The 24,883-nt window shown below is 39.2% G+C and carries 22 protein-coding genes and 1 pseudogene; 14 read left to right on the top strand and 9 right to left on the bottom strand.

What is annotated here, in order from left to right; genetic code table 11:
• Positions 1–374: 374 nt before the first annotated feature.
• A complete protein-coding gene (gene rpoD, locus N5852_RS10920) occupies positions 375–2,387 on the top strand; it encodes an RNA polymerase sigma factor RpoD (RefSeq protein ID WP_262099748.1) in 2,013 nt (670 codons plus the stop codon).
• A 672-nt stretch (positions 2,388–3,059) separates the two neighbouring features.
• On the opposite strand, the gene N5852_RS10915 is transcribed toward rpoD, so the two are convergent.
• Positions 3,060–3,611 (bottom strand): hypothetical protein, encoded by a 552-nt coding sequence (locus tag N5852_RS10915; protein ID WP_262097819.1) that lies wholly within the window; start codon positions 3,609–3,611, stop codon positions 3,060–3,062.
• A gap of 97 nt (positions 3,612–3,708) precedes the next feature.
• A complete protein-coding gene (gene modA / locus N5852_RS10910) occupies positions 3,709–4,452 on the bottom strand; it encodes a molybdate ABC transporter substrate-binding protein (RefSeq protein ID WP_262097818.1) in 744 nt (247 codons plus the stop codon).
• A 68-nt stretch (positions 4,453–4,520) separates the two neighbouring features.
• Here modA and N5852_RS10905 point away from each other — a divergent pair, with 68 nt between their 5' ends.
• The 3 genes from N5852_RS10905 to N5852_RS10895 are packed head-to-tail and all read left to right on the top strand — an operon-like array spanning position 4,521 to position 7,438.
• On the top strand, positions 4,521–5,600 hold the full coding sequence (locus tag N5852_RS10905; RefSeq protein WP_262097817.1) for an ABC transporter substrate-binding protein: 1,080 nt from the start codon (positions 4,521–4,523) through the stop codon (positions 5,598–5,600).
• 53 nt (positions 5,601–5,653) lie between these two features.
• Positions 5,654–6,661: a FecCD family ABC transporter permease gene (locus N5852_RS10900; protein WP_262097816.1), complete on the top strand. Its 1,008-nt coding sequence runs from the start codon at positions 5,654–5,656 to the stop codon at positions 6,659–6,661.
• The gene (locus tag N5852_RS10895) at positions 6,662–7,438 is read left to right on the top strand and encodes an ABC transporter ATP-binding protein (RefSeq protein ID WP_262097815.1); all 777 of its coding nucleotides are present in this window, start codon (positions 6,662–6,664) and stop codon (positions 7,436–7,438) included. It abuts the gene before it with no gap.
• A gap of 69 nt (positions 7,439–7,507) precedes the next feature.
• Here N5852_RS10895 and N5852_RS10890 read toward each other — a convergent pair whose 3' ends face one another.
• The 3 genes from N5852_RS10890 to N5852_RS10880 all read right to left on the bottom strand — a co-directional run bounded on the left by N5852_RS10890 (position 7,508) and on the right by N5852_RS10880 (position 9,743).
• Positions 7,508–8,827, bottom strand: a complete 1,320-nt coding sequence (locus N5852_RS10890; RefSeq protein WP_262097814.1) for an NAD(P)/FAD-dependent oxidoreductase — start codon at positions 8,825–8,827, stop codon at positions 7,508–7,510.
• Between the two features lie 119 nt (positions 8,828–8,946).
• Positions 8,947–9,159, bottom strand: a complete 213-nt coding sequence (locus N5852_RS10885) for a helix-turn-helix domain-containing protein (protein WP_262097813.1) — start codon at positions 9,157–9,159, stop codon at positions 8,947–8,949.
• Between the two features lie 2 nt (positions 9,160–9,161).
• Positions 9,162–9,743 (bottom strand): DUF2975 domain-containing protein, encoded by a 582-nt coding sequence (locus N5852_RS10880; RefSeq protein WP_262097812.1) that lies wholly within the window; start codon positions 9,741–9,743, stop codon positions 9,162–9,164.
• 175 nt (positions 9,744–9,918) lie between these two features.
• On the opposite strand from N5852_RS10880, the gene N5852_RS10875 reads away from it, so the two are divergent.
• The gene (locus N5852_RS10875; RefSeq protein ID WP_262097811.1) at positions 9,919–10,056 is read left to right on the top strand and encodes a hypothetical protein; all 138 of its coding nucleotides are present in this window, start codon (positions 9,919–9,921) and stop codon (positions 10,054–10,056) included.
• Between the two features lie 112 nt (positions 10,057–10,168).
• On the opposite strand, the gene N5852_RS10870 is transcribed toward N5852_RS10875, so the two are convergent.
• Both N5852_RS10870 and N5852_RS10865 read right to left on the bottom strand, forming a co-directional pair.
• Entirely contained in the window at positions 10,169–10,378 is a 210-nt protein-coding gene (locus tag N5852_RS10870; RefSeq protein WP_182417530.1) for a cold-shock protein, read from the bottom strand.
• A 383-nt stretch (positions 10,379–10,761) separates the two neighbouring features.
• The gene (locus N5852_RS10865) at positions 10,762–11,541 is read right to left on the bottom strand and encodes an acetoin reductase (protein ID WP_262097810.1); all 780 of its coding nucleotides are present in this window, start codon (positions 11,539–11,541) and stop codon (positions 10,762–10,764) included.
• Positions 11,542–11,950: 409 nt separating this feature from the next.
• On the opposite strand from N5852_RS10865, the gene N5852_RS10860 reads away from it, so the two are divergent.
• The 8 genes and pseudogenes from N5852_RS10860 to N5852_RS14750 all read left to right on the top strand — a co-directional run bounded on the left by N5852_RS10860 (position 11,951) and on the right by N5852_RS14750 (position 20,703).
• Positions 11,951–13,495, top strand: a complete 1,545-nt coding sequence (locus N5852_RS10860) for an ArnT family glycosyltransferase (protein ID WP_262097809.1) — start codon at positions 11,951–11,953, stop codon at positions 13,493–13,495.
• A 44-nt stretch (positions 13,496–13,539) separates the two neighbouring features.
• Positions 13,540–14,313 (top strand): annotated as a pseudogene (gene tam, locus N5852_RS10855) (trans-aconitate 2-methyltransferase).
• Between the two features lie 15 nt (positions 14,314–14,328).
• Positions 14,329–15,315 (top strand): TraB/GumN family protein, encoded by a 987-nt coding sequence (locus tag N5852_RS10850; RefSeq protein WP_262097808.1) that lies wholly within the window; start codon positions 14,329–14,331, stop codon positions 15,313–15,315.
• Positions 15,316–15,522: 207 nt separating this feature from the next.
• Positions 15,523–17,175 carry an electron transfer flavoprotein-ubiquinone oxidoreductase gene (locus N5852_RS10845; protein WP_262097807.1) on the top strand — a complete coding sequence of 551 codons (1,653 nt, stop codon included), beginning with the start codon at positions 15,523–15,525 and terminating at the stop codon, positions 17,173–17,175.
• An 843-nt stretch (positions 17,176–18,018) separates the two neighbouring features.
• Positions 18,019–18,768, top strand: coding sequence for a carbonic anhydrase (locus N5852_RS10840; RefSeq protein WP_262097806.1), 750 nt, complete (start codon positions 18,019–18,021; stop codon positions 18,766–18,768).
• 182 nt (positions 18,769–18,950) lie between these two features.
• Positions 18,951–19,505, top strand: a complete 555-nt coding sequence (locus N5852_RS10835) for a biotin transporter BioY (RefSeq protein ID WP_262097805.1) — start codon at positions 18,951–18,953, stop codon at positions 19,503–19,505.
• Positions 19,502–20,482 carry a biotin synthase BioB gene (bioB, locus tag N5852_RS10830; RefSeq protein ID WP_262097804.1) on the top strand — a complete coding sequence of 327 codons (981 nt, stop codon included), beginning with the start codon at positions 19,502–19,504 and terminating at the stop codon, positions 20,480–20,482. The genes N5852_RS10835 and bioB overlap by 4 nt, the downstream gene beginning before the upstream one ends.
• A 122-nt stretch (positions 20,483–20,604) precedes the next feature.
• The gene (locus tag N5852_RS14750) at positions 20,605–20,703 is read left to right on the top strand and encodes a porin (protein WP_410004263.1); all 99 of its coding nucleotides are present in this window, start codon (positions 20,605–20,607) and stop codon (positions 20,701–20,703) included.
• Positions 20,704–21,067: 364 nt separating this feature from the next.
• On the opposite strand, the gene N5852_RS10825 is transcribed toward N5852_RS14750, so the two are convergent.
• Positions 21,068–21,628: an ActR/PrrA/RegA family redox response regulator transcription factor gene (locus N5852_RS10825; protein WP_262099747.1), complete on the bottom strand. Its 561-nt coding sequence runs from the start codon at positions 21,626–21,628 to the stop codon at positions 21,068–21,070.
• 253 nt (positions 21,629–21,881) lie between these two features.
• Positions 21,882–23,168, bottom strand: a complete 1,287-nt coding sequence (locus N5852_RS10820; protein ID WP_262097803.1) for an ActS/PrrB/RegB family redox-sensitive histidine kinase — start codon at positions 23,166–23,168, stop codon at positions 21,882–21,884.
• A gap of 572 nt (positions 23,169–23,740) precedes the next feature.
• On the opposite strand from N5852_RS10820, the gene N5852_RS10815 reads away from it, so the two are divergent.
• On the top strand, positions 23,741–24,853 hold the full coding sequence (locus N5852_RS10815) for an S-(hydroxymethyl)glutathione dehydrogenase/class III alcohol dehydrogenase (RefSeq protein ID WP_262097802.1): 1,113 nt from the start codon (positions 23,741–23,743) through the stop codon (positions 24,851–24,853).
• The last annotated feature ends 30 nt before the right edge of the window (positions 24,854–24,883 follow it).

The following is a 24,883-nucleotide window of genomic DNA, read 5'->3' as shown; positions in this document are numbered from 1 at the left end:
ACCGCAGATCTCTTGATTGCTGGCGTTGCTTTTGGTTGTCTATTAGTATGGCTTTATGAGGGAGCTATACCAATCTAAAATGAGATTATTTTTAAAAAAGCTAAAATTTTGTAATTTTTACAATGTCTTGCTTGGATGTTAATGTTTGGTTATTTTATAGGAAATACTATAAAAGCCACAATAAGTATTTATAAGGCAAGATATTAAAAGGAAGTAACATTTATATATTGGTAAATTATATAGTGTAGACACGCTTTATAGAGAATTTAGCTTTTATTGGAACCTTTGCGCCAGCAAAGGTATTTATAAGGTTTGTAGTCTATGGGTCGATTGATAATGGCCTTAGGCAAGTGAATGTCTGGAGTGACGACGGTATGGCAAGCAAGGTTAAGCACAACGAGGAAAATGAAGCTGAACGCGAAGTTAATGCGGATGGCCCACTTCTCGACCTTTCCGATGACGCTGTCAAAAAGATGATTAAAATCGCTAAGAAACGCGGTTATGTCACTATGGATGAACTCAATGCAGTGTTGCCTTCTGAAGAAGTAACATCTGAGCAAATTGAAGATACCATGGCGATGCTTTCGGATATGGGCATTAACGTCGTTGAAGATGACGAGCAAGAAGGTGATCCAGAGGTTGCGGAAGTAGAAGGTGGCGGAGAACTTGTAGAAGCAGGATCGACCGCGCTCGCTGTTGCAACTAAAAAGGAGCCGACCGACCGCACTGATGATCCAGTTCGCATGTATTTGCGCGAAATGGGCGCAGTTGAGCTTTTATCGCGTGAAGGTGAGATTGCCATCGCCAAGCGTATTGAAGCTGGCCGCGAAACGATGATTGCTGGCCTTTGTGAAAGCCCACTTACTTTCCAAGCTTTGATTATTTGGCGCGATGAATTAAATGACTCACGTATTCTTTTGCGTGAAATTATTGATCTTGAAACAACCTATGCTGGCCCAGAAGCGCGCCAAGCACCAATTGTGCAGCGCTTTGATTTGGAAGAAAAAGCAGAACCTGCACCGCGCCGCCCATCGCGTGATGATGAAGATGATATCACCAATGTTGGCGGTGAATTGGGTATTGATGACGAAGACGAAGACGAGGATGAGGTGAACTTGTCACTTGCTGCAATGGAAGCAGAATTGCGTCCGCAAGTGATGGAAACCCTTGATCTTATTTATGACACCTATTTGAAATTGCGCAAATTGCAAGATCAACAGGTTGAAAATAGCTTAACATCTGAAAATGAGGCTCTGTCTCCAACTCAAAAACGCCGTTACAAAGAGCTTAAAGACCAGCTTATCAAAGCGGTTAAGTCCTTGTCGCTTAACCAAAACCGTATTGAAGCATTGGTTGAACAACTTTATGATATTAATAAGCGTCTTGTACAAAATGAAGGCCGCTTAAAGCGTCTTGCTGACTCTCATGGTGTTCGGCATGAAGAATTTTTGAAAGCCTATCAGGGGCGTGAGCTTGATCCAGATTGGCTAAATTACGTGCTTACCTTGAAAGCGCGTGGTTGGGTAGAATTTGCCAGCCGTGAAGAGCGTCATATTCTAGAAATTCGTGGTGAAATTCAAGAGCTCGCTCAAGAAACCGGTATTTCAATTGGCGAATTCCGCCGCATTGTCAATCAGGTACAAAAAGGTGAGCGCGAAGCAACCATTGCTAAAAAGGAAATGGTAGAAGCCAATTTGCGCCTTGTGATTTCAATTGCTAAAAAATACACCAATCGTGGTTTGCAGTTCCTAGACCTTATTCAAGAAGGTAATATCGGCTTGATGAAGGCGGTTGATAAGTTTGAATATCGCCGTGGTTACAAATTCTCGACCTATGCGACTTGGTGGATTAGACAGGCAATTACTCGCTCTATCGCCGACCAAGCTCGTACCATCCGTATTCCAGTGCATATGATTGAAACAATTAATAAAATTGTACGCACATCACGGCAAATGCTGCATGAAATTGGCCGCGAGCCAACACCGGAAGAATTGTCAGAAAAATTGGCAATGCCGCTTGAAAAAGTACGTAAAGTGCTCAAAATTGCCAAGGAACCAATTTCACTTGAAACACCGGTGGGTGATGAAGATGATTCACATCTTGGCGATTTCATTGAAGATAAAAATGCGCTCTTGCCAATTGATGCGGCTATCCAAGCCAATTTGAGAGATACAACCACGCGCGTATTGGCATCCTTAACCCCACGTGAAGAGCGTGTATTGCGCATGCGTTTTGGTATTGGTATGAATACCGATCATACGTTGGAGGAGGTTGGACAACAATTCTCGGTTACGCGTGAGCGTATCCGCCAGATTGAAGCTAAGGCATTGCGAAAATTGAAGCATCCTAGCCGTTCGCGCAAATTGCGTTCTTTCTTGGATTCATAAATTATTTTAGCTTTTTAGCTTAAGAAAAATTTTGATTAAATAAAGGTGGGTTTTCCCACCTTTTTTATTGTGTCGTTGTTATATTAAGGTTCCATGCAGCTAAATTGTTTCAAGGTTATAAAACCATTTACATATTGCTGAATAAACGCTGCTCTTGGACAATAATTATCAATACTACCATCTATTTTTATATAAATGGCTTGGTAAACTGGTCAGCGAAGTAGATTAAATGGAAAAGCTTTTATCTCGTATTTTGATTGATAATCTACATTGATATGGATTATCCATTGTCTCTTTGCACAAATCACCGGTTATTGATGTTTTACTTTTGCAAGGGGCGCTTCAATATTTGGTTTAAAAGCTAGGTAAATTTTTTAATGTTTTTTATGACATCATAAATGATTGTGTTGTGCGTTTGGATCATTTGCGTTTTGGTTATGGTTTCACACATTGAAGGTTGACCCAATAGATGGATAAGCTGTTTTCGCCATGCTCTTAATGCAAAATCCACCGTTACTCCAGTTAGGGAAATATAGACGGGTAAATAGGTTTATTGCGCTATTATGGACAAAAATTTTTTATATCAATAACTTATCTTAAGCGTCATAACCATTGCTCCCATGGAATTTAGTCAAAATTAACTCCAAGTCAGCTTATGGTCCAAAGTTTTCATTAATGGCTATTTTTGCAATCATAACCTATCATTTGTTGTTGCCCATTTTTACTATTAAGCATGAATTCATTAAGCGCTTTAAACTGGGGACAATAATCGTTCAAATGTTCGTCTGCATTTTTTTTAAGTCGCCCAGTTAGGCCGCGGATTTGTTGAGAATGTATTGAAAAACTGTCTTCTCGAACGGTCAGTGACAAAAGGCAATAATATTGTTTTTCTTTTGGGCCATTCCATAAGTGATCAGAAACACTGTTTTTAGTTTTTGGTGGTTGCAAAACCAATATTTGCGGTTGATACCATGTAATTTTTTGGGCAGTAGGTTTTATTTTATTGGCCTTATTCGTTGTTGGGTCAACTTGATAAAAGCTGTCTTTTATAGTTTCTGTTTTTGAGGGTTTCCCTAAAAGACCAATAAGTTGGCTTTCTGTGTTTAAACTTGTACAAAATTTATAAAGATCCCAATAACGATAAAAGAGTGAGCCACTAAAAGCAGTATTTCCAGTTAAAAATATGAATATTAATGCTAGTATAAAGCTTAAATTACGCGCCATAATATCCCCGTCAAATGACCTACCCTTTTGCTAGAATAGTAAGACTAAAATTAACTAAAATAATGTCCAAAATTATTTTGTTGCGGAAAAAACGACTTTATACAATAGAAAATCCAAAATCTTTAAAAATCTTATGTGTTTCTGGTGCTAATAAATAATTGCTAAATTGTTGAGCAGCTTTTGTAGTTGGGTTCATCATTGCCATATAATAGCGGGCATTAACGGCAAGCGCAGTGGGAAGTTCAATCAATCTAAATGCAGTGTTAAGTTCACATTGTTGTTTTGCATTGCTATAATAGCCAATAATAATATCGCTTTGACGATGAATGAGACTATCAAATAAAGTCTTTTTTAAACCAATATTGGCTTCATTGATAAGTGCGCCGCCAACCAACATTTGGGCTTGCTTCAAAAGTCGCTCAAATGAGCCTTTATATAGCTTTTCAAAATTTTTAAAAACTTCTAAGGCATAATCACCACCGGGATCAGCCTTTGGTGTTGATATGCCAATTTTCAAATCTAGCTGCATAAAGCTTTCAATAAGATTATTTTCATCAATATTGCTGTCCTTAAGCACTGTGCAGCATAGGCGATTATTTATAAAGTGCGTTGGCTCGCTGGTTAAGCCTGCTTCAAATAGGCTTTGCGGCCAAGCCTTGTTGGCAGAACAAAAAATATCGGGTCGCTCTCCATTTACAATTTCTTGGTAAAGAAGACCGGCAGGACCAAAGCGAAATGCAAGCTGGGCATTATCAAGCTGTTGCTGCCATTTATCTTTAATTGCATTAAAGCAGCTATTGAGGCTGCCAGCTGCATAGATTTCAATGTGTTGCTTTTGCATGATTGCACCCTTGTATATAAATAAAATTGTTATATAGTTGTACTATATAACGATAGGAATGTCTATTTATGAATAAAATTTACAAAACCTCCCATTTTAGCGCGCGCTTAAAGTCACTTGCTTTGGGTGCTTTTGCACTTATCGCATTTTCTTTAAACCCAGCTCTTGCAGATCGACAATTTACGGATCAGCTTAATCGTAGTGTAACGCTACCTGACAAAGTTGAGCGTGTGGTGGTTTTGCAGCACCAAACCTTAGATATTTTAGTTGAGCTTGATGCCGATAAGAAAATTGTTGGTGTTTTAGATCGTTGGCCAAAGCTTATTCCGGGTCTTGATAGATATGCTCCCGAATTGGATAAACTGCCAAAAGTGGGTGATTTAACCAGTGTTAATATTGAGGAAGTTGTTGGCCTTAACCCAGATGTGGTTTTTGTTACCAATTATGCGCCACAAGCGATGATTGATCAAATCACCAAGGTGGGTATTCCAGTTGTTGCTATTTCTTTATCAAAAGGCGAGGGGATTGAAGCGCCCAAATTAAACCCGACCTTTGCTGATGATGATGCGGCTTATTCAGAAGGGCTACGTGAAGGTATTAAGTTAATTGGTGCTATTGTCGATCGCGATAAACAGGCTGATGAGCTTATTCAATATGCATTTGATAAGCGTAAAATTGTTGAAGATCGCGTTGCAAATATTGCAGATAAAGACCGTGTGCGCCTTTATATGGCTAATCCTGATCTCCATACCTATGGCAGCGGAAAATATACCGGCGTTATCATGAAGCGTTCAGGCGGCACTAATGTTGCTGAAGGCGTCAAAGGTGCGGCACAAGTATCAATTGAGCAAGTGGTTTTGTGGGATCCGCAAGTGATCTTTGTTCAAGATCGTTATGCAAGTGTCGCTGATGACATTCGCAATAATCCGCAATGGAAAGAAATTTCAGCGGTTAAAAATAATAAAATATTTATCACACCAGAATATGTAAAGCCTTGGGGTTATCCTTTACCAGAAGCTTTGGCGCTTGGCGAACTTTGGATGGCAAAAAAGCTCTATCCTGAAAAATTCGCAGATATTGATATGAATGAGGTTGTGCAGAAATATTATCAAAAATTCTATCGTCATTCCTATGATGGTGAAAACTAGAATTTAGATTTCAACAACTGCAAAAATATTAAAATGATGAGGCTTAATTTGTCGTGAAAATTTTTATAAATTGGCTTATTTACGCCATTCTACCTCTATCATTATTTATCATAGCAATGTTGATGGGGCGATTTTTTATCGCCCCTGAAGCTATTGTAAAGACCTTGGCTGCCCATATTTTTGGGTTTGAGGTTGATGTTCCCGCTCGCGTGCAATCGATTATTATTGATACGCGCTTGCCGCGGATATTTGGCGCAATGCTGGTTGGTGCAGCCCTTGCTCTTTCAGGAAGTTGCTATCAAGGGGTGTTTCGCAATCCCTTGGTATCTTCCTTCACATTGGGCGTATCGGCTGGTGCTGGCTTTGGAGCAGCTCTTGCCATTTTACTTTTTGCCAATAATTGGATGGTGCCGCTTAGTGCCTTTGCCTTTGCCTCGCTTGCGGTTCTTTGTTGCTTTGGTATTAGTCGCCTTTACCGTTCATATAATATTTTGATTTTGATTTTAAGTGGCATCATCGTTGGTTCAGTGTTTACGGCTTTACTCGCTTTGGTAAAATATACCGCCGACCCATTTTCAAAATTACCGGTCATTGAATATTGGTTGCTTGGTTCGCTTGCTTCTATAGCTAATAGTGATGTGATCATTATTGCAACAATGATGATACCAGCAGCATTTATTTTGATATTGTTGCGTTGGCGATTAAATATTTTAGCTATGGGTGATGAAACAGCACGCCAATTGGGCATTAATCCGGTACTTTATCGTTTTATCTATATCGCTGCTGCGACTCTTATTGCCGCTGCGGCTGTTTCTGTAAGCGGTATTATTGGCTGGGTCGGTTTGGTTATTCCTCATATTACCCGTATTATTATTGGCCCAGATTTTAGAAAACTTATCCCCGCATCAATTGCGATTGGCGCATGTTTTTTGTTAATTATTGATAGCCTATCACGCTCGCTCACTTCGATTGAAATTCCGTTAGGCATTTTAACCGCACTGGTTGGTGCACCGATTTTTCTTATTTTATTGCGACGCAATAGCTTGGGGTGGAATTCTTAAATGTTGGAAGCGCGTCATCTTTCATTTTGCTATCAAGGGCAAAAAGATAATACTTTTTCGGATATTTCGATTGCCGTTAAGCCAGCAGAAGTTTTGGCTGTTCTTGGCCCTAACGGTGTTGGAAAGTCAACCTTTCTACGCACGCTCATTGGCTATGAAAAGGCCGCCGCTGGTGGCTCTTATCTTGGCGGCAATGCCTTAGCGCGTTTAAGCTATAAGGATATAGCGCAAAAAATTGCCTACATACCACAACAAAGCAGTGTTTCTTTTGCGTTTTTGGTGCGTACGATCATTGAAATGGGGATTTCGCCGCATTTATCAACCTTTGAAATACCTGATGCAAGTACCGCTGAGGCGGTTGAAAATGCAGCACGGCTGGTAAAAATTAGCCACCTGCTTGATAAGCCGATTAATGAGATTAGTGGCGGTGAGCAGCAGCTTGTCTATATAGCGCGTGCTTTGTTACAAAAAACGCAATTTATCATCATGGATGAGCCTACCGCCCATCTTGATTTTGCCAATCAAGCGCGATTTCTAACCCTTGTATCGCATTTGTCAAAAAATGGTATTGCGCTTATTTTTTCAACCCATATACCTGACCATGCCTATAGTGTTGCTGATAAAGTGCTTTTATTGCAACCAAATGACCACCATTTTTATGGTACTGCACAAGAGGTTATGACCAACGAAAATCTTTCAAATGCTTATCAAATTGATATTGAAAGTTTTGATTATAAAAATCGACATTTATTCATTGTTGGCAATGAAGCGCGATAAATATTGATAGACATGATTGCAGTTGAACATTTAGACGCAGATAATGGAATTGATATGAAAAGGATAAAGTTAACATTCAAGCCCAGCTGATTTTCGTCCCCACCATAAAGTAAGATCAGCGCCAAAGCTTAAAAATGGCTCTGGTGGATTGCTTGATGGGCCATCAGAATTTAACAAGAAATCAATGAGCTCGTTTTTTTCACCTTTAATATGGTCAGCAAGCAAAGTACCAAGCCCTGTTGATTTGGTAAGCCCTAAACCATTACAGCCAGAAATTGCAAAAATATTATTATCCAAATTGCCAAAAAAGCTTTTTTGATTGCGCGTTATGGCAATGCCGCCACCCCAAAAATATTCAAATTCCACATTCTCAAGCATTGTAAAGCGATTTTTAAAGGATTGTTGAATATTTTTCTTTGCTTTTTCAAGCATGTTTTTACGTGGCAGGGCTTTTGGGTTGAATGTAACCGTATTGCGCAGCAATAGACGATGATCAACAGTGCGCCTTAGCGTTGTACCGCTTGGGTCAGCTGGAATAATTCCCCAATAATCCTTGCCGCCAAGCAATTCTTGCTCATGTGTGGTTAATGGGCGCGTTAGTCCGGCATAGGTAAACATTGGCAAAATGCGGTTTTTTAAAAAACCAAATTGCGGAACAAAACAATTATTGGCCAAAATAAGATTATCGGTAATGATTTTGCCATTGCTATGATGCAGGGTTAATTTGGTGCCTTTTTCAAAAGCAGTAATTGGCGTATTTTCAAAAAGCTGGATATTATTTGGTAAGGAGTTAGCCAATCCTTTTACAAGTGCTGCAGGCTGCACCAAACGCGTGCCCTTGGTGTAAATTGCCTTTTTATAAAAACCCGTGCCAATATGATCTTGAAGTTGCGACCCTTCAATAATTTCAAATTCTTCGCCCATTTTTTCAAGGCCACGGCTATAAGAATCAAGAATATTAATGCCTTTTGGCTCCACCGCTGCTTGATACTTACCGGCATGGCGAAGGTCGCAGGCAATGTTATTGTCTTTAATAATTTTTTCTAACACATCAATGGCGAGAAGATTGATTTTTTGATTGATCTTGGCAACGGTCAAATCACCAATATAATCAGGCGCTGTAACGTCATGGGGTAGATCAATCATAAATCCTGAATTGCGACCAGATGAGCCAAAACTAACGCTTTGCGCGTCAAGGAGTAAAATTTCATCATTGGGAAAATGCATGGCAAGTTGTCGAGCTATGGCAAGTCCAGCAACACCTGCACCAATAATAGCAAAGCGGGTTAGCGATGTACCTTGATGGCTAGGTTTTGCAGCGCGCGGTTCGCTCAAATGAAACCATCCGCAGCTATCATCATCTTTGGGCGTTGGTGTTGTCTTTAACATGATTGGCTCATTTTTGGTAAATTGCACTATTGTCAGTTAAGTAATAGGTGAAATGAAAACTAATATCTACATAAAATAGCCTATAAAAAAGGCGAGCTTAAAACACGCCTTTTGTAAATTTAGAGTTCTTCACTCGCATATTCAAGCAAGTCTGCTGGTTGACATTGCAAGACCTTGCAAATTGCTTCAAGGGTGGAAAAACGAATGGCTTTCACCTTGCCAGATTTCAGTAAGGACAAGTTTGCTTCTGTAATGCCTATTGCTTGCGCGAGTTCATTGGAGCGCATTTTGCGTTTTGCAAGCATGACATCTAATCTTACAATAATCGCCATGGTTAGACTGTATATTGCTGTTCATCTGCCATTTTTTCAGCTTGCTGCATGACATGAACAAGTGGCAACATAACAATGCCTGTTAGAATGGGAAAGAGATTGCTTGAGCCAAAACCAGCAACAATTAATTTATCGCCATTATTGTTGAAGGCAGTCAAAGCTAAGGCCATGATAGGTTCACTCAAAAATAGGCAAATGCCATAGGCAATAAATGAAAAGGCAACATGTTTAAATATTTCTACATGGGCTTTTGTAAATAATAAACCTTGCGCATAAAGCTTTAAGAGTTTGCGTAATAACCAAAAACCATAAAAAATTGGGGCGGAAAATAAAAGGTTTACGACTAGCGCCATTAATCTCACCGTAAATTCGGGGCTGCCTATAAGAATAATTTCATCTGAATTGGGTAATCCCGTATTGATACTGTTGGTGCTGGAAAGCCAATCTTGAGCAATTTGGGGAAGGGGAGTAAAAACCCAGTAATACACCATAAACAAAATGAATAAGGCTAACATGATGTCGAGCGTTATTCGGCTTGGTTTGGTATTAATCGCATTCTTATTTGGTTGTGTCTGAAAAGACATGATATTCTCCTATGGATGAACCTCACCGAGTAGAATATCATATTTTTATTGATAAACAATAATTATTATTTATTTTACGAAAATTATAATATCTTTTGGGGTAGGCGAAACGATTTATTGCTAGGAGTTTTTATAAAGCGACGCGAAATGACTGACATGAATTTGGGTTAGCTCTATGTATAAATGGAATAATGTAAAAAGAGGTGTTCAAGCTATCTTCGGTTTAAAAGCAGTGCTGAAGGCTGTAGCTACTGATATTGTTACCTTAAAAGCGAAAGGTGCTTCTGCTTGCTGGTATCAAGCAGTTGTTTAAAGTGTGAGTGGCATATTGTTAAGCAAGCTAAGAATTATTGCATTGCGCGACAGGCAATAAAAAAGGCCGGATAAATCCGACCTTTCTAAAAAGCAATTAATCTTTTAAAAGATTAAGCAGCTGTAAGGTTACAAGCTGACATTTTGCCTGAGCGCTTGTCGCGCTGTAATTCGAAGCCAATTTTCTGGCCTTCATCAAGCTTGCGAAGACCTGATTGTTCAACAGCTGAAATGTGAACAAATACGTCTGCGCCACCATCATCTGGTTGAATGAAGCCGAAACCCTTGGTTGAATTAAACCATTTAACTGTGCCTGTGGTCATAATAAACCCTTTCATAGCAATAGAAGATATTGCGGAAACCGCATGTTTTGGCGAAGTTTTTGAGAGGGAGAATTAAAGGCATAGTTTTAGGCGCAAAAATTATAGCTCATATAAAAAGTTCGTTGTATTGCACAATAATTGAAATTTAAATCATTGTCAAACAAGATATTTATTTAAAATAAAATAAAATATATTATATTATTGATGAAAATATTTTAAAAAAAATAATACAGTAGTTATTATTTTTTTGTATTAATTAGTAAAATCTTAAAATATTAAAATAAACAAAATTATGGTATCAGTTATGGAATAAAGCACCGATAAAAATATACATATAGATGCTTTATTATTTTTTGTTACGATTATATACTATTGGCTAAATCTTAGCGATAAACAATGCCGCCATCGGTTAATATGGACTGGCCAGTGATATAATCTGAATCGCTACTTGCTAAAAATGATACAAGATTCGCCACATCATCAGGAGTTTGAGCGCGCCCCAAGGCGATGCCTTCTACATATTTCTTGTAGGTTGCACCAACGGGTGCGCCCGTAAGGTCGGCGAAGCGTTGGTCGATCTCTACCCACATATCGGTGCCTACAATACCAGGGCAATAAGAGTTAACGGTAATGCCAGCACGAGCATATTCTTTGGCAGCAGATTGGGTTAGCGCACGAACAGCAAATTTTGTTGCAGAATATGCCCCAAGTAGTTCAAATCCATCATGGCCCGCAATGGAAGATGCATTAATGATTTTACCCTTTTGTTTGCGGGCGATGAATTTTTTGGCGGCGGCTTGAATGCCCCATAATACACCTTCGACATTAATACGTAGGATGCGCTCAACCTCTTGTTCAGTGATATCGGCAATAGGCGTTACTTGGGCAATACCGGCATTATTGACAATAACATCAAAGCCGCCAAGTTCTTTTTCCGTTTTGTCAATTGCCGCATAAATATCATCCCGTTTAGAAACATCAGCAGTTATAGCAATGGCCTTTTTACCCAATGCCTCCACTTCCTTGGCGACTTCAGCGATTTTGTCCGCCTTTAAATCAACAAGGGCAAGATGAAAGCCATCTTTTGCTAAGCGCAAAGCAATTGCGCGGCCAATTCCCTGACCTGCACCAGTAACAAATGCAACTTTTGATTTATCTGTCATGCTATTTCCTTTTGCGTTGTTGAAGTGAATAAATGCGATCTTTGGTATTAGACATGATGAAAGTGGGGAAGCGGATGTCTTCACCCATAAAAACACCATATTAATCGGACATTCTTTGCAATAAGCGACATAATTAACATGCGAAATTAATGCCCTTAAGTTAGACATAGGTTCAAGGTTATTTAATTGTAAGGGATGTTAAAAAATAATTAGGAATTTCAGTATTTTAGTATGTTGGATAATTAAAATATTATGTTTTCTTCTAACTGCCTTTTGTTAAATTTATTATCCTATTTGATAGTTTTAATATTATCGATTAAGTATTCAGCTAAAAATGTCATTTTTATAAATTACAATATCTATATCGGTAAGGGTAGCATCGGTTTAAAAATGAAAAAAGGCGTATTTGATGAGTAAGAATAGCATCATTGTGGATAATAACCAAAGGCCACAAGAGGCTGAATATTGTGGAAGTAAGTTTGCATTTTGGGCGCTGATTTTCATTGTTGGGTATTTTTTATGTGAAGCGCTATTTGTAAGCTTTATCTCAAATGGTGCAGGTCTTGATGATGCGGAGCAATTAGCTAATATTAGCTTTTTTGATTGGGGCTATGGCGGCTCGCAGCCGCCGCTTTACACATGGATTTTAATTGCCGCCACTTCAGTTTTTGGCACGCATTTTTTTGTGCTGCAATTGGTTAAATTTTCTATTCTTGGCAGTCTGTTTTTATCAGTCTATTTTGGGTTGCGCAATTTAAAGGTGCGGCTATTGGTTGCAGCAAGTGCCATGCTTGGCATATTTTTATTGCCACAAATTGCTTGGGAGTCTCAGCGCGCTCTTTCCCACTCGGTGCTTGGAACGGCAAGTTGCGGTTGGTTTTTTTGGGCTATGACGCGATATATGCACCGTCAGAGCGTTGTTAATGCTATTTTAGTTGGTTTTTGTATCGCTGTTTCTGTGCTTGGTAAATTCAATGATATTATCTTTATTGTTGCAATTTTGATGGCTTCTTTAAGCTTTAAACAGGGTAGGAAATGCCTTTTTCAGTTAAAAACGTTGTTAATTCTTACGACAGCAGCAATATTATTATACAAGCCCTTATGCTGGATTATTGCTCATTTACATGCAACTTTAGAACGCTCAAATAAATTTGGTGTAGCTAGCCAACATAGTTTTATTATTAAGCGCTTATTAGGTGCAGAGGAACTTGTCCATGCGGTTTTTGCCTTTGGCGGGTTGGCTTTTATTGTTGCGCTGGTTGTTTATCTATTTAATAGACCCATACAAAACGGACTTGATTATACGGAAACAGAAGAATTTGCGGCAAAGTTTATTGGTAGAGTTTTGGGTTTTGGCTTATTGATTGTTTTCATATCAATAATTTTAAGCGGGTCGACACAGGTTAAAGATAGGTGGATGCAGCCAGTCCTCATTCTTTGTCCAGCCTATTTCTCGATTATGCTTTTTTATTATACCCGAAAAATTCGTGCCTTAATATCATATGGGGTTTGTGGTATTATTGTTGCACTTATGGTGCCTATTGTTTTGTTTTTTTCACTTCATCAGGGAAGCGGTCGACACTTGCCACTAGGTTTACTTGACTATAATTTATTATATAGCACTATTGAAAAAGAAGGCCCCATTGCAACTATTGTATCGCCCAACACGAAATATGCAGGCAATTTACGACTTTATAATCCGGACATAAAAGTCGTTCATAATGAGACGGTAAATGCTGAACAGCGCTTACAATTTCCTCTATTAATACTTGATGATATAGATGCCGATAAACTGAAAGATCCAGAGGCCTATGGACAGGCGTTTAAAGGTTCTCTAGGGGAATATATTTATCGTTTAACCTATAAAGCAGGCCCTAAGGCTAAGACGATTAAGATTGCCTATAAAGGTCATCCCGATCAGTTCAAAATATTTAGGTACTTTTATATTCCATAAATTTTTTGATTTAGCGGTGGCAGTGTGTTTTTAAAGGGTAAAAAATGAAAGACTGGTCAGCCAATCAATATTTGATGTTTAATGATGAACGAAGCCGGCCTGCTCGCGATCTTGTCAATGCGATTTCTAGATATGATGAAATAGCAATTAAGAATATTATAGATATTGGTTGTGGGCCCGGTAATTCTACCGAGCTATTGCAGCACTTTTGGCCAAAAGCAAAAATATCGGGATTTGATAATTCAGCTGATATGATTGCCAAAGCCAAGCACCAGTTGCCCGGAATCCATTTTGAAGTACGTGATATTGCAAGCTGGAATGTACCGCAAGATACTGATTTACTTTTTTCCAATGCAGTATTTCAATGGTTGCCTGATCATATAAAGCAATTACAGCGCCTACTTGGTGAAATGAAAAATGGTGCAATCCTTGCCATTCAAATGCCCGATAATTTACATGAGCCAATTCATCAGGCGATGATTGAAGTTTCACAAGATAGCCGCTAGAAAAGTCGCATTGGTAATATAGCGCGAGAAAAGCTGCCTGACGCAGGTGTCTATTATGATGCTTTTGCGCCTTTTGTCTTGCAAATTGATCTTTGGCATAGTGTTTATAATCATGTTTTAGATAGTCATGAAGCAATTGTAGATTGGGTCAAAGGAGCGGCACTTCAGCCCTTTCTTTCGCCATTAAATGATGCTGAAAAAGAAATATTTTTAAATCTCTATCTTGATAAAATAAAAAATTCTTATCCCTTACAGCGCGATGGCAAAGTATTACTGCGCTTTCCTCGCTTTTTTATTGTGCTTAAAAAGTAAAAGGTTTTGGCTATAATGTTTAGAAAATTATTAGCATTGGTCACTATATTTGCCCTATTTGGGTTTAGCGATTTTGCTTTAGCTCAAAATATGATGTGCGGTAAAGATTTGCGTGATGCACTTGATGCGCAAACCTTGCAGCAACTAGAAGAGGCCGCCAACAAAATTAAAAATGGCGATAGCCGCTTTTGGAAAATTGAAAAAGACGGCGTTGAGCCGTCTTATTTATTGGGCACAATGCATGCTAGTGATGCCAAAATTGTCAAAATGACTTCTGCTGAACAGATAGCCTTTGATAAATCTTCTCGGGTAGCTTTGGAGTTGATTGATATAGGCGATGAAGCAGGGGGGGAACTCTTTAATACAATTAGGGCAAATACTAATTTGTTGATGTACCATAATGATGATAGTGTTAAAAAGCAAATGACGGAGGCGCAATTTCAAAAATTTGATGCTCTTTTAAAGCAACGTGGTATTGCGTTTGCGAATGTAGAGCATTTGAAGCCATGGTATTTCGTTATGATTTTCTCTATGTCGGATTGCCCACAAACAGAGGCTAAAGTTTTTGATAGCCAAATTGAACTAAATGCCCTTGCTAATGGTAAAGAATTGATAGGTCTTGAAACTATTGAAGAGCAGTTGAAGATTTTAGCGAGAATACCAGATCCTTTATATTTAGCATCAATTTTGCAGTCTATTAATAATCCAGAGCGAATGAAAGATTTATCCAGCACAACGGCAGAACTTTATGTTGAAGGTAAAATATCAATGATAATGCCATTAACAGAACATTTTGCTGACGATGGTTCGACAATTACTCGGTTGGAGGAATTTAATGCCGAATTAATTGATAAGCGCAATGTTGTGATGGCAGAACGCTCCAAACCGCTACTTGAAAAGGGTAATAGTTTTATTGCTGTTGGTGCTTTGCATCTTGTTGGAGATACTGGGTTGGTGGAGGCCTTTCGTAAAATGGGGTATAGAGTGACTGCTTTGAAATAATTAAACTCCGGTTTACTCCCTCCTTAATAAACTATCATAGGTTTAAAAAGGAAGGAGCCTTTAGTTTATTGCAGCCAAAAACGCAATTGTGCAGTGTGTGACATATTGTATAGCTGATGAGCAGCGATTCTTGCTTGATATTAGAGGGGGAGGAAGTTATTAGAATAAATATAAATTCAATTTTAGTGATATGGTTTGGACAGTAATATGGACGCGCAAGAGCGGGAAAGTATGGATTTTGATGTTGTTATTGTTGGGGCAGGGCCAGCTGGTCTTGCGGCAGCAATACGCTTAAAACAAATCAATCCTGATCTTAATATTGTTGTTCTTGAAAAAGGGGCTGAAGTTGGTGCCCATATTCTTTCTGGCGCGGTAGTTGATCCTATTGGTATCGATGCTTTGTTGCCCAATTGGCGTGAAGATGCGAGCCATCCTTTTAAAACTGCGGTAACTGAAGATGTGTTTTTTGATTTAACCGCAACTAAGGCGAAAATCGTACCAGCATTTATGTTGCCAAAACTTACATCCAATCACGGTAATTATATCGTATCGCTGGGCAATGTTTGTCGTTGGCTTGCTGAGCAGGCTGAAGCATTAGGCGTTGATATTTATCCAGGCTTTGCCGCGGTTGACGTTGTTTTTGATGATAATGGCGCCGTCAAAGGCGTAATTACCGGTGATATGGGGATTGAGCGCGATGGTACTCAAGGACCTAATTATACACCTGGCATGGCATTGCTCGGCAAATATGTGTTAATTGCTGAAGGTGCGCGCGGCTCTTTAGCTAAGCAATTGATTAGCCATTTTGATCTTCAACAGGGGCGTGATCCGCAAAAATTTGGCATTGGCATTAAAGAGCTTTGGGAAGTTGCCCCTGAAAAGCATAAGGCAGGCCTAGTGCAGCATAGTGCTGGGTGGCCATTGGATAATCAAACCGGTGGCGGATCTTTTCTGTATCATTTAGAAGATAATCAGGTGGCAGTTGGCTTTGTCGTCCACCTTAATTATAAAAACCCTTATTTGTCACCCTTTGAAGAATTTCAGCGTTTTAAAACCCATCCGGCCATTGCCCCACTGTTTGAAGGTGCTAAGCGTATTGCTTATGGTGCACGCGTTATTACCGAAGGTGGCTGGCAATCCGTGCCAAAACTGACTTTCGCGGGCGGCGCACTTATTGGTTGTTCTGCCGGATTTGTAAATGTACCGCGCATTAAAGGTTCCCACAATGCTGTTTTATCTGGACTTTATGCTGCAAATCATATTGCAAAAGCAATAGCTGAAGGTAGGGCGCAGGACGAAGTTGTAGAAATTGAAAATGAATGGCGGCAAAGTGCAATAGGTAAGGATCTCTATCCTGTGCGCAATTTTAAGCCACTTTGGTCAAAATTTGGTAGCAAGCTTGGGGTTGCGCTGGGTGGTTTTGATTTGTGGTGCCAGCAATTATTAAAATTTTCAATTTTTGGTACCCTGTCACACGGCAAGGCTGATTATGCCTGTTTAGAGCCTGCCGAAAAGCACCAAAAAATCGACTATCCAAAGCCTGATAATGTGTTGACTTTTGATCGCTTGTCTTCAGTCTTTTTGTCCAATACCAATCATGAGGAAGATCAGCCTTGCCATTTAAAATTGGCATCATTGGACGTGCAAGAAGCATCTGAATTTAGTAAGTATGCAGGCCCATCAACGCGCTATTGTCCTGCTGGTGTTTATGAATGGGTGGAGAAAGATGGCAAGGAAACTTACGTCATTAATGCCCAAAATTGCGTTCATTGTAAAACATGCGATATTAAAGATCCTAATCAAAATATTAATTGGACTTGTCCGCAGGGGGGCGAAGGACCAGTATATCCCAATATGTGAGTTTTGATGCATTGCGTGGCTAGCGTATGGAGGCAATAGCATTCTAGGAGCTATTGGGAGTGATCCTTTACTTCCTCCAATATGCCACCTTGGCCTTAGTGGTATTATGTTTAAGATTCCTAAAACTCTCCGTATGTTTTTTTGCAAAACTATATGACTTTACCCATAATTGCACAAAACAGAGATTTTTTTGGCATATTCAGTAATATATTTGTGATTGCTTATATATTAGAATATCGAAATGTGAACCAGTTTCATGTCAAAGTTGAAGTGCTGAAACTTGTTTTTAGCTTATTATGCTTAAATTGTGTTCGTATTTAAATGGGGTTGGCTATTTTTTAATTATAGACATATTGCTGATTTTATTAGACTAATAGTAATTTAAAAAGATGTTTAGCTAATTTTCATAGCTTGGATTCCTAAAATTTGCTCAAAATATGGCAAAAATTATTGAAGCATTTTTTGCAGATTTTTACTTTCAATTTGTTAAACATTGTCATTTGCAATTTATTGTTTTTGAGATTATCCAGTGCTCATTAAAGTGTTTTACTTGTCATAGGTATTTTAAATTAAACTTGTCAAATATAGTTATGTTTTATGTTTGAGTTCGATGGTTTGTTGGGCAAAATGAATAAATATAATTTGCTGATTGCTTGCAGTAATGTCTAACAGGTTTGGTTTAACATGAATGTGAAGTGCATTTTAATAGCGGGCATTTAAAGGCGGATTGCCTTTTATATGTGTTGCGCTAGGTAACAATAATAAGCATTTTCGCTGAAGTGATTAGCATTTTAGTGTGATGTAAAAATTTAAATTCATATTTATATGCATAAGGGCGTTATTATGAAAAAAATTAAAACTCTCATTCTTTCTAGTGTTTTCTCTCTCTCATTGGTTTGTGTAGCTTCTGCTGGCGTGCATTGGGGCTATGAAGGAGCCGAGGGGCCTGAATATTGGGGTGATTTGGCGCCAGAATACGCCCAATGTAAGATTGGTAAAAATCAGTCGCCGATCGATATTCAAGAAATTCATGAAAGCAGCGAAAAAAGTCCAATTGAGTTGCATTATGAAATCACCGCTGATGAGTTGGTAAATAATGGTCATACAATTCAAGTCTCCCCTAAAAATGCCGATGATTATTTGACTTTTAAGGGTGAAAAATATTACCTCAAGCAGTTCCATTTCCACGTACCAAGTGAAAATACAATTATGAAGCGTTCCTTCCCATTGGAAGCACATTTTGTGCATGCTACCAAAGAAGGTAAATTGCTTGTTCTTGCTGTAATGTTTGAAGAGGGTAAAGAAAGCAAGTCATTCAAACAAATTTTAACAAGCATTCCTGAAGAACATGACAAGACGGTTGATGTTGGTGAAGAAATTGATTTGGATGATATGATCCCAAATACCGAACATTATTATCATTTTGATGGTTCTTTGACGACACCTCCTTGCAGTGAAGGTGTAACTTGGATCGTGCTTAAAGATACTAAAACAATCGGAAAAGATCAGGTTGAAGAATTGGCTAAAATCCTAAAGCATCATAATAATCGTCCTATTCAACCTTTAAATGAACGTAAGGTTGACGAAAACTAATTAGTTTGATTTTTATAAATAATGACTTGAGATGGTGGAGTGATAATTCATTCCGCCATTTTTTTTGCGCTTTAAAAATTATAGATAAAATTAAAATAAATATACTATATTGATTTGTTAATAAAATTTGGTGTAGTATTTATTAGGAATCATTTAAAATTATAGATAAAATTGAGATTAATATGAAAACAGCGCATTCTACCCTATCGCTTACCCAAATTAGCCTTAAACATGTTGTGGCTTTTGTTGCTGGTTTAGCGGCACTTATTATTTCATCGAAAATTCAAATTCCATTTTGGCCAATTCCAATGTCTATGCAGGTAGCGGTGGTCTTTTCATTGGGCTTACTGGGTGGTGGGCGTTATGCATTTTTGACATTAATGGCATTTTTAACCATTGGTGCGGCTGGTTTTCCAGTCTTTGCCAATTCACCAGAGCGAGGGCTAGGTCTTACCTATATTCTTGGTCCAAGTGGTGGTTATCTTATTGGTTTTGTTATAGCTGGCACGCTTATCGGCTATATGCGTAACTTCTCTCTATACAAAGTCATATTAGGTGCAATTACACTATTATTGCTTATCTATTTTATTGGCACCTTATGGCTTTCCCTTTATGTACCAGCTAACCAATTGCTGTATGTTGGTGTATTTCCTTTTGTTTTGAGTGATTTTTTAAAGCTTACTTTAGCTATTGGGCTTTGGTCCGGCGTTAAAAATATTAAGGTGCGAAGCAAATGAGCAATCATACAGCAAATTTGCGCTATGATTGGACAATAGCAGAAATTGAAGCACTTTATTGCCTGCCTTTATTGGAGCTTTTGAGTAAAGCAAATGACGTACACCGCCAATATCATCCAAAAGCCGAAATACAGATGGCGAGCCTTTTGTCGATTAAAACCGGCGGTTGTCCTGAAAATTGTGCCTATTGTTCGCAATCTGCACATCATAAGGAAACGGAACTTACTCGTGATAAGCTAATGCAGCCTCAAAAGGTGATAGAGCTCGCACTTTTAGCAAAACAAGCAGGCGCATCGCGATTTTGCTTGGCAGCAGCTTGGCGGCAAGTCAAAGATGGCCCAGAATTTGACGCGGTGCTTGAAATGGTGCGAGGTATTCGGCATTTGGGCATGGAGGCCTGCGTCACCCTTGGTATGTTAAAGCCCCATCAAGCAAAAAAGTTGAAGCAGGCTGGCCTTACTGCTTATAATCATAATATTGATACAAGTCCGCAATTTTATAGCAATATTATTACCACTCGAACATTTGACGATCGTTTGCAAACCTTGCAATATTTGCGTGATGAACAGATTGAACTTTGCTGCGGTGGGATTATCGGTCTTGGGGAAACTATAAAAGATCGCTCTTCGATGTTACAAGTTTTGGCGCGACTTTATCCGCACCCTGAAAGTGTACCGATAAATGCTTTAGTGCCTGTTATTGGCACACCTTTGCAAAATCAAAAAACAGTGGATCCGCTTGAGCATATTCGCATGATCGCAACAGCGCGGATCATTATGCCAAAGTCCGTCATTCGTCTTGCGGCAGGCCGCTCGTTACTTAATAAAGAGGCACAAATCTTGTGCTTTCTTGCTGGTGCAAATTCGCTTTTTTATGGCGAGAAACTTTTGACAACACCTAATAATGAAGAAGACGAGGATCGGGGGTTCTTAAAAGCGTTAGCGGCGATTAAACCGGAAGCGCAAGCATTGGTTTAAAAGGTAATTTTTTTTGGGAAGTTAAAATATTAAAGCCTTTTACTCTTTATTATACCTGTTTTAACAGGATCCTCATATGGAAAAATAGTGTAGTAGAACCTTAGAGCGAAGATAGTCGGCGGATATGCGATATCCTTGGTAAAGGATATTTTTATCTTCCGAAAACAGAAACTTTTATGCGACTTACAGGGCTATGGTTATTTGGTTCTTTCAGGCGGTGATGAAGCTTATGCTAAAAAGGAAGGCGACATTAACCACGAATCCTATTTGCTAGCAATATGTGGAAGCCTTTATTTTAAACCGCTTGTGAACCAGAACTAGGCGCTCTATGCAGTTTTGTTGAATTTGCGTTCTAATGGTCTAATAGCCGTGATCGTGAGGCAGGTATTTTGCGCGATGTTTTGTTGAGCTTGGCGGTTTGCGTATTGGCTATGAAGCCTAATTATAAATTATCTATGAAAGGTGAAAGTGCCTTTGCTGGGCATGCTAAGGATATAACGCTCTTTTTAAGCTACTTTGATTAAAATAAAGCGGATAATGTTTTTTTATTGCAATATATCCGCTTTATAATGTTTATATGTTTGCCTATTTAGGTGCATGTTTGGCTAAAATACGCTGCAATGTACGCCGGTGCATATTAAGACGACGCGCAGTTTCAGACACGTTACGGTCGCACATTTCATAAACCCGTTGAATATGTTCCCAGCGCACACGATCTGCTGACATTGGATTTTCAGGAATTGTTGCCTTTTGTCCTGGTAATCGGGTCAAGGCTTCAAAAACTTCATCAGCATCAGCAGGCTTGGCCAAATAATCAATTGCCCCTAGTTTAACTGCATTAACTGCAGAGGCAATATTACCAAAGCCGGTTAAAACAATAACCCGTGTTTGGGCGCTGTGATTGCGCATTTCTTCGATAACGTCCATACCGTTACCGTCAGTTAGCTTGAGATCGATAACTGCAAAATCTGGTGCCGCATTGGCATGAAGCATGCTAATAGCATCACGAACAGTCTCAACTGCAGTAACGATAAAACCACGTGCTTCCATGGCTCGTGCCAATCTTTGTAAAAAAGGACGATCATCATCTACTAAGAGGAGTGTTTTTCCAGCAACCAAGTTTTCTTCTTCTTGGTCTTCCTGCATATTTATATCCATCTTTTACCCAATAAAACTTGTGTCGAATAAAATAATTTAATGCACAAGCTAAAAAAGTTGTTTCCTATGGCTCTTTATCGCCAAGACTTGTTTCTGTGTCAAACCTTAAAATTAAAACTGCTTTAGTTAAAGCTTTTAAATGTTATAAAGTGACGATTAACGGTTTTAGTCTGTGTATTTCATTATTGTGACCAATAATATTGATAATTGGTAATTTAAAATGGTTCAATCATATAGCCTATCAACTTAATGCCGATCGTGGCCATAAAATTTTGATTTCGGCACCTAGCGCAGAGTCAGGATTATTTCGAAATTCAATCATAGCCCCCGAGCGTTCAAGCAAGGTTTTGGCAATAAATAAACCAAGACCAAGGCCACCACCATGGCTATCAGTTTCGCGGCTGGTGGTATATGGCTCGCCAATACGGTCAATAATATGAGGTGGAAAGCCCATGCCGTCATCGGTAATAATAATTTCTACGTCCTTATTGGTCCATTTATAATTAATGATAACTTTGCTGCGGGCAAAATCAACCGCATTTTCGACTAAGTTGCCAATACCATATAAAATACCGGGGTTGCGGGCAATTTCCGGCTCCTTATCGGTAGAGCCAATATTGGTGACTATTATATCAATGTCAAAGTCACGCAGTGGTGCTACAGCTTCCTCAATCGCTGAGGTAAGTTTTAATACAGCAAAATGATCGGGGGTTTCGGTTGAGAGGCTTGTAAGGCGCTGTAATATTTCGCGGCATCTTTGACTTTGGCTAATAAGCAGTGCAACATCTTCTTGCACCGTTGCATCATTTTTTAATTGAATACTTAATTCTTTGGCGACGAGCTGAATGGTTGCAAGCGGTGTGCCAAGCTCATGGGCCGCCGCCGCCGCAATGCCATCTAATGCTGAAAGGTGCTTTTCTTGTAATAAAATTAGCTCTGTATCGGTCAATGCATCGGCAAGTTTGCGTGCTTCTTCGGCAACGCGGAAGGAATAAAAAGTGGTAAAAGTTAATGATGATATGATAGCTGCCCAAACGCCCAAAATAAACAATGGTGGTAATTCTATTATCGTGCCTTGGTACCAAGGCAAAGGTAAGTATTTGACAGCCAAAAGGGTTGCACAACCTATGACAAAAAGGTTGAGTAAAACGATGAAGCGCACTTCAAGAGAAGTTGCTGCTAGAGCTGCAGGGGCGATCATCAACACAGAAAATGGATTTTGCAAACCGCCAGTAAAAAATAACAAAATGGATAATAATGCAATATCAAGTCCTAATAATAAGGTCGTGCCTATTGGAGATAAACGATGATTGGGTGGATAATAAAAATTGAGAAAAATATTGACCAATGCCGAAAAAGCGATTGTCACCATTGCTGCTCTTAAAGGCAGGGGGAAGCCAAAATAAAGGGCAACAAACAATACTGAAGATGTTTGGCATATGATAGCAAACCATCTGATGCGTATAAGAGTAACAAGGCGTAAAAGGCGAGAATGATTGGATGCGCGTTCAAAATAATGACTATACATGGCTGCCTTAACCCTTAACATGAATATGTTTATAGACGGTATTCTATTTGCCTTTGTCAAGAGACCAGCAAATCCGCTATCAAATATGGTTTAATTTTCTACCAAAAAGCCCCGAATAAATAAGGCACAGAAAATAAATTATAAAGAGAGCATTTAATAAGGCTAAGGAATCGCATAATCTTGAATTATTGTAAATTATTGGGTTGGTGTATTTGATTAGGGTCAGGACCTATTAATTTGAACGAAATGGTATGAGGAAATTTTTGTGAAAACCTAAAGATTAAAGGTGAGAAGATCCACAGGAAATATGAATATTTTCAAGGATATTCGACAAAGTTATCGCGAAAATTTCCTATATCCTGAAAGGACACAAAAACAGCTGTAATCTACTACGTCGTAAAGCTCAAATGGGTATACCACCCACTTATCGCTTTCCTTCTTGTAAATTTTTGCTGTTTATTGTGCCATTTCATTTAAATTAATAGGTCCTGACCCTAAGGTATTCAAAACCCTACTAGCTTCAAATCTAAAGTGCAAGCTGAAGCGCAAATATCAATTTAATGGAGTAAATTATGAAAACACGTGCGGCAGTTGCTTGGGAAGCTAAAAAACCCCTTACCATTGAAACCATCGAGATTGGTGGGCCAAAGGCCGGTGAGGTTCTTGTTGAGATTATGGCAACAGGCGTTTGCCATACCGATGCTTATACGCTTTCGGGGCTCGATTCTGAAGGACGGTTCCCAGCCATTCTTGGTCATGAAGGCGCTGGCATTGTGCGTGAAATCGGTGCAGGTGTCACATCGGTAAAAGTGGGCGATCATGTTATTCCACTTTATACGCCGGAATGCCGTGGCTGCAAAACCTGCCTTTCACAACGCTCTAACCTTTGCACATCAATCCGCTCTACCCAAGGTTTGGGGCTAATGCCTGATGAAACATCGCGCTTTTCTTGTGATGGCGGTGAAATTTTTCACTATATGGGGTGCTCAACTTTTTCTAACTTTACCGTTTTGCCAGAAATTGCAGTTGCAAAAGTGCGCGAAGATGCGCCTTTTGATAAGATTTGCTATATTGGTTGCGGCGTCACCACTGGTATTGGCGCGGTTGTTTATACAGGCAAGGTTTGGCCAGGAGCCAATGTTGTTGTCTTTGGGCTTGGCGGCATTGGTCTTAACGTCATTCAAGGTGCGCGTATGGTTGGCGCTGATAAAATTATTGGTGTTGATTTAAATCCATCAAAAGTTGAGCTTGCTAAAAAATTTGGTATGACCCATTTTATCAATCCTGATGATGTTGGCCGCGATAAGGTGGTTGAAGCTATTCAAGATATTACCGGCGGCGGCGCAGATTTTTCTTTTGAATGTATCGGCAATGTTCACACTATGCGCCAGGCATTGGAATGTTGTCATCGCGGCTGGGGTGAAGCTATTATTATTGGCGTTGCGCCATCAGGTGCTGAAATTTCAACCCGTCCTTTCCAATTGGTGACCGGACGCGTGTGGAAAGGTTCAGCCTTTGGTGGTGCAAGAGGGCGCACCGATGTGCCAAAAATTGTCGATTGGTATATGGAAGGCAAGATAGATATTGACAGTCTTATTACGCATACCATGCCGCTTGATGAGATTAATTCCGCTTTTGACCTGATGCATGAAGGAAAATCAATCCGCTCGGTTATTCTTTATTAAAAATCTTATTGGCCAAAATATAAAAAGGTA

Origin of the sequence: Bartonella sp. HY328 (assembly GCF_025449335.1) — a bacterium.
Lineage (GTDB): Bacteria > Pseudomonadota > Alphaproteobacteria > Rhizobiales > Rhizobiaceae > HY038.
This window is presented reverse-complemented; position numbering and strand designations above follow the sequence as displayed.